At 38.5% G+C, this 15,885-nt stretch carries 10 protein-coding genes and 1 tRNA gene; 8 read left to right on the plus strand and 3 right to left on the minus strand.

Translation table 11 applies throughout. The features are described from left to right. Positions 1–52 precede the first annotated feature (52 nt). From M5F03_RS08230 to epmB, 3 genes are read right to left on the minus strand one after another with little or no spacing between them, the layout of a single operon-like run. Positions 53–2,182 (minus strand): EAL domain-containing protein, encoded by a 2,130-nt coding sequence (locus M5F03_RS08230; RefSeq protein WP_078191831.1) that lies wholly within the window; start codon positions 2,180–2,182, stop codon positions 53–55. Continuing rightward, complete coding sequence (locus M5F03_RS08235) at positions 2,164–3,909, minus strand: cyclic-di-GMP receptor FimW-related protein (RefSeq protein ID WP_249707917.1); 1,746 nt, start codon at positions 3,907–3,909, stop codon at positions 2,164–2,166. Before M5F03_RS08235 ends, M5F03_RS08230 begins: the two co-directional genes overlap by 19 nt. Positions 3,910–3,923: 14 nt before the next feature. Beyond that, the gene (gene epmB, locus M5F03_RS08240; protein WP_249707918.1) at positions 3,924–4,940 is read right to left on the minus strand and encodes an EF-P beta-lysylation protein EpmB; all 1,017 of its coding nucleotides are present in this window, start codon (positions 4,938–4,940) and stop codon (positions 3,924–3,926) included. 388 nt (positions 4,941–5,328) lie between these two features. Here epmB and efp point away from each other — a divergent pair, with 388 nt between their 5' ends. The 8 genes from efp to M5F03_RS08280 form a co-directional block, all read left to right on the plus strand. Beyond that, a complete protein-coding gene (gene efp / locus M5F03_RS08245; RefSeq protein WP_067762759.1) occupies positions 5,329–5,898 on the plus strand; it encodes an elongation factor P in 570 nt (189 codons plus the stop codon). Between the two features lie 194 nt (positions 5,899–6,092). Next, a complete protein-coding gene (locus M5F03_RS08250; protein ID WP_249707920.1) occupies positions 6,093–8,195 on the plus strand; it encodes a carbon starvation CstA family protein in 2,103 nt (700 codons plus the stop codon). Positions 8,196–8,208: 13 nt separating this feature from the next. Then, positions 8,209–8,511 carry a YbdD/YjiX family protein gene (locus M5F03_RS08255; protein WP_078190160.1) on the plus strand — a complete coding sequence of 101 codons (303 nt, stop codon included), beginning with the start codon at positions 8,209–8,211 and terminating at the stop codon, positions 8,509–8,511. A gap of 230 nt (positions 8,512–8,741) precedes the next feature. Continuing rightward, a complete protein-coding gene (locus tag M5F03_RS08260; protein WP_249707922.1) occupies positions 8,742–9,698 on the plus strand; it encodes an AAA family ATPase in 957 nt (318 codons plus the stop codon). A gap of 12 nt (positions 9,699–9,710) precedes the next feature. Beyond that, positions 9,711–10,616 (plus strand): DUF58 domain-containing protein, encoded by a 906-nt coding sequence (locus M5F03_RS08265; protein WP_249707924.1) that lies wholly within the window; start codon positions 9,711–9,713, stop codon positions 10,614–10,616. Between the two features lie 3 nt (positions 10,617–10,619). Next, entirely contained in the window at positions 10,620–12,632 is a 2,013-nt protein-coding gene (locus tag M5F03_RS08270; RefSeq protein WP_249707926.1) for a transglutaminase TgpA family protein, read from the plus strand. Positions 12,633–12,663: 31 nt separating this feature from the next. Continuing rightward, positions 12,664–12,740: transfer RNA gene (locus M5F03_RS08275), tRNA-Val, on the plus strand. A gap of 1,412 nt (positions 12,741–14,152) precedes the next feature. Next, on the plus strand, positions 14,153–15,885 hold a 1,733-nt coding region (locus M5F03_RS08280; RefSeq protein WP_249707928.1), incomplete at its 3' end, for an Ig-like domain-containing protein.

Below are 15,885 nucleotides of genomic sequence, written 5' to 3' on the forward strand. Positions count from 1 at the left end.
TTTTTTTTGTGCCGATAAAAAGATAAACCTTAAATCGGCAATGTTCAGAACCTTATTGGTCCTGAACATCGATGAGATGATCGAGTTTCTTTTGGAAATAATCACCTTGAATAAAACGAGCTTCTACATTCCAAGCATTGGCAAACAGTGTCATGTCATTTAATTCACGTAGCATGATTTCAACAGTTTTGATTTCATGATAAGTGGTAATTTTTTCTTGCAGCTCTTGGCATGACTTGTCGTTTGCAAGCATTTGGGTCAAGCTTGAATCTAATGTTAAGCAGTGAACATCCATTTGACGTAATAATGATTCACTAAACATCGAATGACCAAAATTGCGTAAAGCCAGTTCGGCACCATTTTTACGAAGTTCAACAAATGCTTTTTGAGCGGCATCAATATTGAGCTGAATGTCTTCTTCTGCAAATTGTAAAATCAGTGGATTCTTCAATTTACTACGAATAATCGTAATGAGTTTTGAAATAAACTCAGGGAAGGTGCGGTCGTTATATAGCACTTCCTTGTTCAGGTTAACGATTAATTTAGCTTCAGGGAACTGAGTAATAAAGTTGTGTAGCTGTTTACACGATTCAACCAAGATCCAACGATCCAATTTAATGGAAAGCTCAGAGTCTTCAGCCAACTCACGTAGTTGGGCGATATCTTTCCATTTATTTTCAAAAATAAAGCCGCTGGTTACTTCATAAGTATAAAGATGAGAATCTTCTTTATCATACAGTTGCTGATATTTAAGATGAATTTCACCGCGTTCTAAGCAGTTGCGAAGGGCCTTGATAACAGGAGCTTCATCACTAACGACAATCGGCGCAATTTGTGCTTCTGGTGTACCGAAATCCAAACTTGGTATGTCAATTTCTAATGGAATAGTTAAATCGATTTCAGGTGCTTGTTGGTTGGTTGGTAGCGCAGTATTAAAGGCTTTCGCAATAAAGGTATCAAAATGTGCTTCATCACGAATATCGCTGTCTAAAACACTGTATCCTATGCGTAAATTTAATGGATAAGTTTCATTGTTTACACTGAGTAATTGAGGTTTGCTCAGGGTGTTAAGACCAATCAATTTAGACTCAAGTTTGAGCTGATTATCCGCTTGGAATAAGGCAACGATTGCACCATTGTCTAAACTAAATAATGGAGCATGCGTCTGATCTTTCAAGAAGTCTTTAATATTGGTGAAATAACTCTTATAAGTATTCCAATCTTTTTGAAAAATCGCATCAGAACAAGAAGCCAATGTAAATAGAACCAATGCATTTACATTAGCAGGTTGCTGGCCAATGGTGCGGTTGAGTTGTTGAAATGCTTTTGGTTTTTGTGGGCTAGCTTCAACTGGAGCGTTGCTTACAGCATTGCTGCTTTGACTGCCAATTTCAATTGCGAGCTGTAAAGCATCTTCTTCAGCCGCGGCAATAAATTCGAGTTTTAGTGGGTTTTGCCCAGCCACTGCGATATTTTGTGAAACGAGATCAAAACGTCCTAAATCGAGCTGCCCTTGGCTAATTTTTTTAAAGCGTTGTTTAAAGTCGTTGAGGTCAGTAGGTTGTAATAGATCGAGTAAAGGCAGACCAATTACATCATCTTCATTCTTTAGACCAAACAAAGTGAGATATTCAGCATTGGCTTGAATATGAATGCCTTCTTGAATCACGGCAACCGCTTTACGACTATCTTCAACTAAAGACTGGGTTTGGATTTGAGCTGTTTCGAGCTCTTCCATTAAATGTTGCTGCGATTGTTGTAGGCGACTAAAGGATAAAGCACGGATTAAACCAAAATAGAAACTCTCAGGTTCAGCAATATCGACAATGTCATAAATCCCTTTTTTGACTAAACTTGCATATTGTTCTGCTTGATAGTCTTCGGGTTTAAGTAAAATAATCGGTAAATTCGGTTGGCTCGATAGTTGAACTAAACTTAAAGCTTGTTCATATTTTAAATCATAAGCACGTCCAAAAATGATCAAGTCCCAATTGAGATTCAGCTGTTTTTCGAAATTTTGTAAATCATCAAGTAATATGGCATGAACTTGATGTTCGCTGTCTGTCAATAAATCACGTATCTGGTTAAAACGTATTTGATTATCATCAATAATGAGTAATCGAGTTTCCGTACGTTTTAGTTTTTTGGATAGTAATGGATTTCTCACTTTAATGCTTCCCATAAGTCGTTATTTTTGATCTCATTGCTCTGTTTCGCAATATAGTCTTTAACGACATTTTCTTGCTCTTCATTCAATAATTCATATTCAAAGCGAATAAAGCTTTGTGTCACCAACTGCGCTTTGGTGAGATAGACTTTGATGTCTTCTTTGCCTAAGCGAAGGTGGATCGTTTGTTTCTCTCGGAAGAGATTTGCCCCAGGTAAAATTAAGGTCGTAGACACTTGATCAAGTTGTGTGGTCTGTACCAATAAAGCAGGTTGATGATTTGTTGTATTGCGGTCGGTACGAATATGGGCTGAACATGGATACAAATCTTGAGCCAGTACTTCGAGACCCAATTCCAAACTTTTTTCAGTCGATTGTTTGATCCAACGAACAACACCGCCACGCCATTGGCTTTGAGCATTTTCTTGGATCAAAATAAATTCGCCGGTTTTTAAATTAGCAGGGGTAGGGCCAGTCCATTTAATGCGATAACCATTCACACTAATATCTAATACGTCAGCGGTATGAATCTGTTTTGCTTCACGATCTAGCGCTTTCGCATTAGTCATGCCTGTTGGCATATTTGAATCATGCGAATTGACAAAAGAGGCTTCATTGTGGAATTGATAATTGCCTTCTAAATCTAAAGTTTCGTGGAAGTTTTTACCTTTAGAGAGATAGAAATGCGCCACCATTAAGCTAAAGCAAATATTAATTTGCGCAGAATATTCATAACGCTCATGACGACGTTCAGTGTTGTTGGTCAAAATATTATGAATATGGAAATATAGCGCTGGAGTTAAAAATAACTTTTCATTTTTAGATAAATAATTGGCATTTCTAGTTTGCGTTTCGGTCAAATGATCGAGCAAGTTTTGCGTTGAAATGTATACATTGGCTTGATAAGACCGATCTTGTTTTGAGTTATAAATCGGTGGGTGATCTTTTTTCGTGTCTACAATATAGCGTGAAAGCGTGGTTTCTTTCGGTAGGATTTGAACCAATTTTGCCCAGTCAAAGCTACATAAATACAAGCCTTGGATTTCAGCAGGGCGAATCTGATGATTATTGAAAATATCTAACAAGACTAATTGTGCATAAGCTTGAGCAATATTTGCAATTTGATGTTGAGTACCCAGTAACTGATTGACATTACTTTGGTAGAAATTGTGTTCAATGGCGCATTCAATCAGTTGATGTGCTGCAATCCATTGACCTGCAGTCGGGGTGGCATACAACATATGTTGTTGATACAACAATAGTGTCAGTTGTTGCAGTGCATAATAAATCGACGCAATTCGAGCAGTTTGTAAGCTTTTTTTATGGCCGAATGAAAAAATCGAAAACTTTTGTTGATTGAGCTGCTGATTACATCGTTTGGCAATATCAATATAGATTTTGGCAAAGTGACTACGTAAAAGCATCGCCAATTCAATGATTTGATCATTACGATCCGTGGTAATGAGGCTTTGATTGGTAAAGTGTTTTTCTAAGCTTGTGAGCACACTTTCCATAGTTGGATGTAAAATTTGAACCAAATCAAAACGTAACATCTCTTGGCATTTCAGCTCGGAGATTTCAAGTAAGGCATTGAATAAAGCTTTAGATGAGGTACCCAATTGTAAAATTGAAATACCGTTTAACCACTCTTGCAGACCTTTAGCATTGGTCGGACAAAAGCTTAATTTATCCAGCTTTAATTCAGTCGGATTGTAAAACGTATCTGAAGTATGCGTGGTCATCTTTATTATTTAACTCAAAAAGTTGAAGCCCCAAAAAGCGGTGTCTTGTTTTTTTCGCCCGCTATTTCCCGTACAAGTTTAGGAACCAAATAACCAGGTAGGTTCTCTAAAACTTTTTTATAAATTAAATCAATATCCTGAGCTGGTGTATCAAAATGATGAGCACCTTTTACTTTATCCAGAACATGCAAATAATATGGCATTACACCTGCGTCGAATAAGCGGTAACTTAAATCGACTAATACTTCTGCAGAATCATTAACCCCTTTTAATAAGACTGCTTGGTTCAGCACGGTGATTCCTTGTTTGACAAGCTGTTGAAGCTGGCTGCACGTGAAGTCATCTAGCTCTGATGGATGATTTGAGTGTACCACTAGAATAATGCGTAGCCTACTGTTTTTTAAAATAGAAACCAGCTCTTCGTCGACACGGTTGGGGATTACGATAGGAACTCGTGAATGAATTCTCAAAAATTTAATTTGTGGCAAAGTCGATAAACGTTCAATCCACACTTGAAGTTTACGATTTGATAGTGTGAGCGGGTCTCCACCACTTAAAATCACTTCATTAATATCGGGTTGTTGTTCAATATATTGTTTAATGTTTGGCCAATCGTCATTTTTAGGCAGGTTTTCTTGGTATGGAAAATGACGGCGGAAACAATAACGGCAATGGACCGCGCAGGCGCCGGTTAAAGTTAGTAAAAAACGAGACTTGTACTTATGTAATACACCAGGCTGTTGGTTAGCTTGTTCTTCACCTAATGGGTCGTTAACAAAACCGGCGTGTTCTTCAAGTTCCAAATGATGCGGTAGGACTTGGAGTAAAAGCGGATCAAGCGGATTACCTTTTTGCATTTTTTCGACAAAAGCGCGCGGAACGCGTAGGCGAAACTCATCTGCTGCGAACTGAGCACCCGATAATAACTGATCATGCGAAAGTTCTAATACATCGAGTAATTCTTGAGGATTTGTAATCAAATCACTCAATTGAGTTTGCCAGTTTTGCTCTTGAAATAAATAGTTTATCATGCCGAATGTTTAAAAAATGCAGAAAGGTGAGTGGGGAGTATTGCTGAAATTAATGCGTCGAACTTTGAAGTGTAAGCTGAAATAATTCCGATAAAGCTCACAACGGATGAAGCCTACGAAACATTTATTAAGTTTCAGTAAACAGCAATTTTACCTGTTTGTGGGCATTGTATAAACAAAGTTCTTTAATGTCTGAGTGTAAGTTAAGCAGCTTGACCCCTTTAATGGGGATTTTTTCGTTGCGACATGGTGCATTGGTCATTTAGAATACGCAATATCACATTAATGTGCATGTGGCAGCCAATGTTACAGTCAGTACTTGCTAAATGACATGTTACAGCCCATAGCATCTATAGATTAAAGTTAGTAAGTTTGGAGTGAGCCAGTCATGGCCTATTATTCTACGAATGATTTCAAGTCAGGCCTTAAGGTCATGCTTGACGGTAACCCATGTTCAATCATGGAAAACGAATACGTAAAACCAGGTAAAGGCCAAGCTTTTAACCGCGTAAAATTACGTAACCTTAAAACTGGTAAAGTTTTAGAAAAAACTTTCAAATCTGGTGATTCACTAGAAGCTGCTGACATCCAAGAAGTTGAAATGAACTACTTGTATAACGACGGTGAAATGTGGAATTTCATGGACCCAGAATCTTTCGAACAAATCGCTGCTGATAAAGTTGCTATGGGCGACGCGGCTAAATGGTTGAAAGATGACTCAAATGAACTTTGCACAATCATGCTTTGGAACGGTGTTCCTTTAACTGTGAGCGCGCCAAACTTCGTTGTATTAAAAATCGTTGAAACTGATCCAGGTGTACGTGGTGATACTTCAGGCGGTGGCGGTAAACCGGCTAAGCTTGAAACTGGTGCAGTTGTACGTGTTCCATTATTCGTACAGCAAGAAGAAAGCGTTCGTGTAGACACTCGTACTGGTGACTATTTAGAACGTGCATAATGGTTTAAAAATAGACTATTATCGAAAGGGATGAAGTGATTCATCCCTTTTTTTATACCTATTGGTTTAAATTTTTATTCCAAAGTATTAGATGAAAAAACCTATAACAGGAGTAGAGTTTCAAGGGAAGAAACAGCAGTACCTCGAACAAGAAAAATCAAGCTGATTTATTTCAACATTTATGAGGGATTGAGATGGAAAACATTCAACCGAAGTCAGGAATGGCTTCGAAGATTATCTGGCTGTTTGTAGCCATTCTAGGTGCCGTTTCATTCGGCATACTAGCACTCAGTCGAGGCGAGCATGTCAATGCAGTTTGGCTGATCCTTGCAGCAATCTGTGTGTATAGCATTGCATATCGTTTTTATAGTTTATTTATTGCCAATAAAGTCTTTGAACTGAATGAGCGACGTTTAACGCCTGCTCATCGCTTAGCTGACGGTTTGGATTATGTGCCGACCAATAAAAGTGTTCTATTTGGTCACCACTTTGCCGCGATTGCAGGCGCAGGTCCTTTAGTCGGTCCGATTCTTGCTGCGCAAATGGGTTATTTGCCGGGAACAATTTGGCTCTTAGTGGGTGTCGTTCTTGCGGGTGCGGTTCAAGACTTTTTAGTCTTATTCATCTCGACGCGTCGTGATGGTCGTTCACTCGGTGAAATGGCAAAACAAGAACTTGGCTCATTTGCCGGAATCATCGTGATGCTTGGCGCACTTGGCGTGATGATCATCATTCTAGCGGTGCTGGCATTGGTAGTTGTAAAAGCGTTGACCAACAGTCCGTGGGGTGTTTTCAGTATCGCGGCCACTGTACCGATTGCGATTTTCATGGGTATCTATATGCGCTTTATCCGTCCGGGTAAAATTGCAGAAGTGTCGATCATTGGTTTTGTACTGATGATGGCTGGGATTATCTATGGTGGTGACATTGCACAGCATCCGTACTGGGGTCCATTCTTTACACTTTCAGGTACTGAACTGACTTGGTGGCTGATCGGTTATGGTTTCGTGGCATCTGTATTACCAGTTTGGTTACTGCTTGCACCACGTGATTACCTATCGACCTTCTTGAAAATTGGTGTTATTGCAGGTTTAGCAATCGGGATCATGTTTGCTTTACCTGAAATGAAAATGCCAGCGGTGACGCATTTTATTGATGGTACAGGTCCTGTATTTGCAGGCTCAATGTTCCCATTCTTGTTTATTACCATTGCCTGTGGTGCAATTTCAGGTTTCCATGCACTCGTTTCTTCAGGAACGACACCGAAACTTGTGAATAATGAAAAAGATATTCGCATGATCGGTTATGGCGGCATGTTGATGGAGTCTTTTGTTGCGATTATGGCTTTGGTCTGTGCAACGATTCTTGAGCCTGGTGTGTATTTTGCGATTAATGCGCCAGCAGCTGTGATTGGTACAACGGTTGAGTCCGCTGCAGAAGCAGTTCGTACATTAGGCTTCGTGGTAACACCTGAAGCATTGACCTTACTTGCACAAGAAGTGGGTGAAAATTCGATTCTGTCTCGTACAGGTGGTGCACCAACATTTGCGATTGGTATGGCGCATATCATTACGGAAATTTTTAATAACCGTTCAATGATGGCGTTCTGGTATCACTTTGCGATTTTATTCGAAGCACTTTTCATTTTAACGGCAGTTGATGCGGGTACACGTGCATGTCGTTTCATGGTGCAAGATACTGTGGGTATCGTGATTCCTGCGGTAAAAAACTCACATAACTTCTTCGGAAATCTGTTAGGTACAGCGGTGGCTGTTGCAGGTTGGGGCTTCTTCGTTTACCAAGGCGTGGTTGATCCACTCGGCGGTATTAATAGCTTATGGCCGCTATTTGGTATTGGTAACCAAATTCTTGCTGCGATGGCATTGATCTTGGGTACAGTGATTTTATTCAAGATGAAAAAACAAAAGTATGTTTGGGTGACAATTATCCCAACATTATTCTTGTTTATTACTTCAATGACCGCTGGTTGGCAGAAGATTTTCCATGAAAATCCAAAGATTGGTTTTTTGGCTCAGGCAGATCGTTTTAATGCAGCAATTGCGAAGAATGAATTGTTGGCACCTGCAAAAACCATGGCTGAAATGCATACGGTTGCATTGTCGAATCAAATCAATGCCGGTCTGTGTGCATTCTTTATGATTGTGGCATTTGTGATGTTATTTGCAGCGATTGGTGTGGTGCGTCGTGCCTTGGCAAATCCAAATCCATCGGTGAATGAAGCAGAAGCGATTTACCGTAACCCAGCTGAAATTAATCCGTCAAAGTCAGCACATTAATAGGGGAATATGAATGAACCTGAAGTTTGCAAAAAGTGGAAAAACGGTGATTTATAAAATCATTAAAATGACCATTATGTCGCAGAAGGATTTAATTCTGAACCCGAAAAATTGGTCACGTATTGCGACGTTGTGGCAACGTTTACAGCAAAGTTTCCGCCTGATGGTGGGTGTGCCAGATTACCAAAACTATTTGGAACATATGGCAAAACATCATCCTGATTTGGAAGCGATGGATGCAAAAACATTTTATCGTCACTGTGTAGATGCACGTTATCCATCAGCTGGTGGTGACATGAAGAAGTGTCCTTGCTAATGCCTTGACTTGTGCTAAAAATCCAATAAAAAAAGCGTTCTTCGGGACGCTTTTTTTATTGCTGATTTGTGAGCAGTCGAAGCGAAAACAACCCTTTTGTATACTCAATAAATATCAAGCGTATGTATTAAAAGTAATGAACTGGGTAGAGCTTGGAGATAAACACTGTATTTTTAAATAAAACACTGTATTTTAGTCATTCATTTAACTTTTTTATTGGGGAATAAAAGGTGTTTTGGGGATCAGAGAAAAGCCAACAAAATAATACATCAACGCTTTTAAGTGAACAGAGCCTTGCCCCTTTTTACCCGAAAATAAATACATTCCTCGAACAAATTAACCAAATTATTTTGGATAAAAATCTGCAAACCAAATTGGCTTTAGCTTGTCTATTGGCAGGCGGGCATGTGCTATTTGAAGACTTACCTGGTTTAGGAAAAACGACATTATCTAGCGCCTTGTCACATTTGGCGGGATTAAAGTTTCAACGGATTCAATTTACCAATGACATGCTGGCTAGCGATGTGATTGGGGTAAATATGTTTAATCAAAAAGAACATCATTTTGAGTTTAAATCAGGGCCGATATTTACCCAAATTTTATTGGCAGATGAAATCAACCGTTGTAGTCCAAAGACCCAAAGTGCTTTATTGGAAGCGATGGAAGAGGGGTATGTGACGGTTGATGGTGTGCGTTATGCTTTGCCTCAACCATTTTGGGTGATTGCGACACAAAACCCTTTATTTCAAAGTGGTACTTATGCTTTGCCTGAGTCCCAGCTAGACCGGTTTTTAATGCGGTTGTCTTTAGGTTATCCATCGCGTCAGGCAGAGAAATTATTGCTTCAACAAACTTCACGCCATGATCTGATTGCAGTATTAGCAAATATTTTTAACGAAGCCGAAATTTTACAACTACAAGGCTTTGTCGAGCAGATACATCTGAGTGATCGTTTAATGGATTACATTTTGGATCTTGCTGCTGAAACACGTAAAGGGAGACATGGTCTCTCTACGCGTGGTGTTTTAGCCTTAAAGAAAGCTGCGCAAGCCTATGCGCTGATTGAGCAGCGAAATTATGTGAATCCTGACGATGTGCAAGCGGTGTTTACAGCCGTAGTGTCTCATCGAATTGGGCTGTCAGATCTTGAAGCCTTTAAGCTTTTAGAACAAGTTTCGATTCAATAAAGGAGTTGAACCTTGGCTTCAATGTGGCAGCAATGGATTGAACGTCGATTTAAAATTGATCAGCATAAACAGCTGACCCAAAAAGACGTCTTGATCTTTATCTATCAGCAAGGCTACTTGTATTTGGTGTTAATTTTCATCACCTTTATTGCAGGTGTGAATTATGCCAATAATTTGATTCTAGGCTTTTGCTTTTTAATTAGTGCTGTACTGTGTATTAGTTTCTATATTACTTTTAAGCAGCTTCATGCGTTACAGATTCAAATAAATGTTGTTGATACACCGCAAGCAGGTGAATTACTTTCGGTCGATATTTACTTTAAACAAGATGCTGAACAGGCTAGATATTTGTGGATTAAAACTGAAAATCAGCTACATAAATTATTGTTCAATACGCAACAGCATTGCTTTCAATTAAATTTTATAACCAGCCAACGCGGTGTTTTTCAGATTCCACCCATACAACTTTATAGTGTCTATCCCTTTGGTTTAGTGCGGGCCTGGACTTATTTGTACGTACAGCAACCAGCGTGGGTTGCACCTCAAGCCAGTTGGCATTCCGTTGAAAATAAGCAACAACAGCAAAACTTTGAACCTGATCTTGATGAATTTCGCGAATTACGGAGTTTTCAGACGGGGGATTCACTTCATGCGGTGTCTTGGAAACAAGCAGCACGAGGACAAGGCTTATATGTGAAAGTCTTTGAACAATATGAAGATCTAAAGAAATTGGAGATTCATTATCACTATATGCCAGCTCAAAGTCATGAAGAAAAACTTAGCCTTATGATGGGTTTGGTCGAGCAGGCTGAGCAAAATCACGATCAATATGCACTGTATTTACCTAATGCTGAGTTAGCATCAGGCACTGGAGCACTGCATTTTTCCGAAGCTAAACGGTTATTGGCGCAGGCTTGATTTATGATTGAAAATACCATACGCCGCTCCATACTACTCACTTTAGCTTTGGTGCTCATTGCGCAAATGCTTTATATACCAGTGGTGACATCATTAGTATTTTTAGTCATTTGGCTTATTTTATTACACAATACCCGCGCAACTAAAAAACCATTTTCTAAAATTTTAACCTATGTGCTGACATTGATAGCTTTATTCAGCATTTACATAAGCCATAAAACCTTTATTGGTGTTGATGCAGGGGTTACAGTACTTAGTACATTTTTATTTGCTAAATCTTTAGAAACAAAAACACGTCGTGATGTAATTATTCTATTTAACTTTGCGATGTTTGTGATTGCCAGTAGCTTTCTGTTTAGCCAGTCTTTCGCCATGGCACTGGTTATTTTATTGGCACTGTTGAGCTGTTTTATTGGATTATACCGTTTACAGACCGTTGGTTTTAGCCAAAACTCAGGCGGTGAAGTACAAGCGATTAAACAAGATATTGGGCATGTGGGAAAATTTATTGCCTTAGCTGTTCCATTTTTTATTTTACTGTTTCTCTTTTTTCCACGCCTACCACCGCTATGGCACATTCCTATTCCTGAAAATAAAGCCACAACAGGAATCAGTGACAGCATGTCTCCTGGCGATATTGCTGAGTTATCACAGTCGAGTAGCTTGGCATTTCGTATAATCGGAGATATTCAAGCCTTGCCACCACGTACAGAGCTGTATTGGCGGGCGATGGCTTTAGATGAATATGATGGTTCTAAATGGACAAGTCATTTTTTTAACCAGAACGTTATACAGCTGAATCCAGCCGATTTAAAACCCAAGCGGACATTGAATTATCAATATTTGGCTGCCGACCCAACTGTGATGTGGATTATGTCGTTGGAGCAATCCGTTCCCAATGAAGCACGTTTTGCTTTAGGTCAAGATGGTCGAATTACACCCTACCGATTAACAGCACGTACAGAGCCGATTCAACTGAAATGGTTAGGAAGTGCAGAGCCGCCACAAATAAAAAATGTGGCTCTACTTGAAAAATTAAACACTCGCTATGTTGAAAACTTGGATGTTCAATCACAACAATTGGCCCAAACTTTATGGCAGCGAAGTCATCAAAATCCTGAGCGTTATATTGCCGAAGTTTTGCAATGGTATAAACAAAATCGCTTTGCATATACTTTAAGCCCAGGTGTATTGGGGCAAAATCGGATAGATGATTTTTTATTTGGATCAAGACAGGGCTTTTGCGAACATTTTGCATCGAGTTTTGCAATGTTGATGCGCTATGTGGGTGTTCCATCGCGTATTGTCGTGGGATATCAAGGGGGGCAATTAGCACCAGATGGGAAAAGTTGGGAGGTTCGTCAGCTCGATGCACATGCGTGGACAGAGGTTTATGTCAATCAACATTGGCGTCGTATTGATCCGACGGCCATGATCGCACCGCAGCGTATCGATGGGGGGATGCAGGATTATATGGAACAAGATCGGACAGTTTTTGGGAGCCAGCAGTCGACTTGGGCCTATCAACAATTTTCGATATTGAAAAAAGTCCGTGTATGGAGTGATTATGCGAGTTATCAATGGCAAAGCAAAGTGGTGGGTTATAATGCTGAATCACAGCAACAATGGTTTAAAAAGCTCGGGGTAAATTCTGTTTATGCAGGTGGGTTACTTCTTGTATTGGGTATTGGTGGCGTTGTTGCATTATATTTTATATGGATTTTGTGGAAAAAAAGAAAAAGTCTAAGTCCTCTCGAAATAGAAATAGCCAAGTTTGCAAAGAATTTACCCTTGAGCCAGCAAAAAGGTATTTCTGAAAGTTTTAGGCATTGGCTACAACGTTTGGCTGAAAATGTCTCTGAACAGGAAAGGGGTTCATTTGAACAAGCTATTAGGTTATTTGAGCAGGAAATTTATGTAGGTACTGCGCTAAGTTCTCAAGATATTCAATGTTTTAAGTTGTTGCTCAAAACTTGTACGCAAAATTTAAAAAAGTCAGAAAAGGGCTTGTCATAAAAAATAAAAATGAATATGATGCTTGAACTTCAGGTGTATAGCTCAGTTGGTTAGAGCGCTACGTTGACATCGTAGAGGTCTCCAGTTCGAGTCTGGATATACCTACCAAGATTTTTATTCGTAAATCAATTGATCTAATTTATCTTAATAAATTACATTTCAGTTTTGAATGTAAAATTAGTTGGCTTAAGAAACATAATCTGCGAAATGAGTATAAAAAACCAATTTAAATTTCTGTTTTGATATCAAGTTTGAGTTTTTAGTGTAATGGCGACCGGATATTTGGGGAGTCTTCATATTAATACCAATTAAATGTATAAATCATGGCTTATCACTGTTCGATATAACGGAATCAGCTTCATAGTAACTAGAGATACAGAGTATGAATGTATTGCTTGGGCCAATTCTATTCTTTTCAATTTAAAGTTTCCAAAAACTTTTCCTAAATGTTAGAAAGATCTGACATTTAAGTAATTATCTGAAAATATTATGAAATATTGGATCTAAAATGCGTGGTTATACCTTATTTTAAACAATAAATAATAGAACTATTTGATAAATATTGGGGAGGGTTAGTGGATGATTCTTTCTATAAAATCATTTATCCGAAATTGCTAAGTAGCATCATGAACGATTAAAAACTGTTAATACTGGTAAAGTACATCTTCAAATCGGGTTATATAGCTCTATTTTATTTATGTAAAAATTGAATTTTCTTAATTAAAAAAAGCAATTTATTTGTGTTTCAAACCTCAAAATACAAACTTAGATTAATATCTAAAGAGGAAGTCAAAGCGATTATTGATGGATTAAAGTATGTATTTTGGGATAATTCTAATTAAACCCTCAAATTTTGTAGTTTGAACATTCTTATTAACTTTTAAGGCTTTGTGTAATAAAGCTACACCAAGATAAAGTCTTGAAAGTATAGCTGAATTAGCTTGAGTTGATTTTTGACTAAATTTATAACTTTTAACATTGTTTAGTCGGTTTTTATGTCAATATATTAATTAATATATTTAATTTCTTTGTATGTTATATGAAAAAATAAATATTTTAAGATGTATATAAAAGTTATTAAATATCAATTATTTACTGGTTGGCAAAAAGTACCATTTTTTTTGGTTGAATTTTGGTCAAAAAAACTTATATTAAAAAAATATCTATTATAAATTATTAAGTTAAATTAACTAAAAATTAATTTATTTCCTTTTTCCTTAAGTTGATTAGTTTTATTTGTTAGCTTATGTGTATATTGAAAATTACATCATTTTTATTTTATTTTGCGTGAAAAGTGTTAATTTCAACAATAAGGTGGATGTCTTAATATAAAAATTTAAATTTATCTACTGGTTTTTAAAAAAAATAATGTTTAACAAGTACTTATTGTGTTTTTTTTGAAAAAAACTTCGTTAAAATTATTTTAAATATGGGTTTTTTTTGCAATTCAAAAAATGTGTTAAATCAGTTATTTATTCAATCTTAAAAAATTAGGTGCAATGCATAGAGGAATTATTTTCATGGCAAATGTCCAAGTAGTTTCGAAGGAAACTCATGCGGTTTTGCAAACAAGTTCGGAGAATAAAATTCTTTTAACTGAAAACTCCGTGGTTAAAATTCAAATTAGTATGAATATGGTGGAAAGCATCACTCGAGATGGTAACGCTGCTATCGTAAAATTAAAAAATGGCGAAATAATTGTAATAGATAGCTATTTTGATGATTCTTTAGGAGCACACAGTATTGTTTTTGAAGGGGAAGACGGGCTTTATTGGGCTCAATTTACAGATGAGTCTGGCAATATTATATCAGATATAATTTATAATCCTTTAGAAGACATAAGTCCCTTGCTCTATAGTAATACAACAGATGGAATTACACCTTGGGCTATCGGTGCAGGACTTCTTGGGGGTATAGCGGCGGGTATTGAAAGTTTATCTGAAGATAAAAAAAATAATAAAGATTTAAATTCCGGTACTGATACCACTGCACCATCAGCACCAACCGATGTAGTGATATCGGAAGACGGTACAACGGTTACAGGTAAAGGTGAACCTGGATCAACAGTTAAAATAAAAGATAAAAATGGCACCGTAATTGGTACTGGTACTGTTGATTCTGCAGGAAATTTTGAAGTTGAATTGAAAGATCCATTAACTAATGGTGAAAAAGTAGATGTTACACTAACAGATAAAGCTGGCAATGAATCTGAACCAACAGAAGCAACTGCGCCAGATACAACAGCACCAGAAGCACCAACCGATGTGGCGGTATCAGAAGACGGTACAACAGTTACAGGTAAAGGTGAGCCCGGCTCCACGGTAGAAATCAAAGACCAAGACGGCAACGTGATTGGTACAGGAACTGTGGATAGCAATGGTGATTTTAGTGTTGAACTTGAAGAACCATTAACCAATGGTGAAACCATTGAAGCGACAGTAACGGATCCAGCTGGCAACGAATCTGAACCAACAGAAGCAACTGCGCCAGATACAACAGCGCCAGAAGCACCAACAGATGTAGCGGTATCAGAAGACGGTACAACAGTTACAGGTAAAGGTGAGCCCGGCTCCACGGTAGAAATCAAAGACCAAGACGGCAACGTGATTGGTACAGGCCCAGTGGATAGCAATGGTGATTTTAGTGTTGAACTTGAAGAACCGTTAACCAATGGTGAAACCATTGAAGCAACAGTAACGGATCCAGCTGGCAACGAATCTGAACCAACAGAAGCAACTGCGCCAGATACAACAGCACCAGAAGCACCAACCGATCTAGCATTCAACGATACAGGTAGTCAAATTAAGGGTAAAGGTGAAGCTGGAACAATTGTAGAAGTAAAAGATGCAGATGGTAATGTGATTGGTACTGGTACTGTAGATTCTACGGGTCATTTTGTTGTTGAACTTGAAGAGCCATTGGTTGATGGGGAAACAGTTTCTGTAACACTTACAGATAGTTCAAATAACACATCGCCATCAAGTAATGTTGTTGCTCCAGATTTAATAGAAGCCGATGCTGACGCCGATGCGGATGCTGATGCGGATGCAGATGCCGATGCGGATGCTGATGCGGATGCAGATGCAGATGCAGATGCAGATGCAGATGCTGATGCTGATGCTGATGCCGACGCTGATGCCGATGCCGATGCCGACGCTGATGCGGATGCCGATGCGGATGCAGATGCCGACGCGGATGCCGATGCCGATGCGGATGCAGATGCGGATGCCGACGCGGATGCCGATGCGGATGC

Origin of the sequence: Acinetobacter amyesii (assembly GCF_023499985.1) — a bacterium.
Lineage (GTDB): Bacteria > Pseudomonadota > Gammaproteobacteria > Pseudomonadales > Moraxellaceae > Acinetobacter > Acinetobacter amyesii.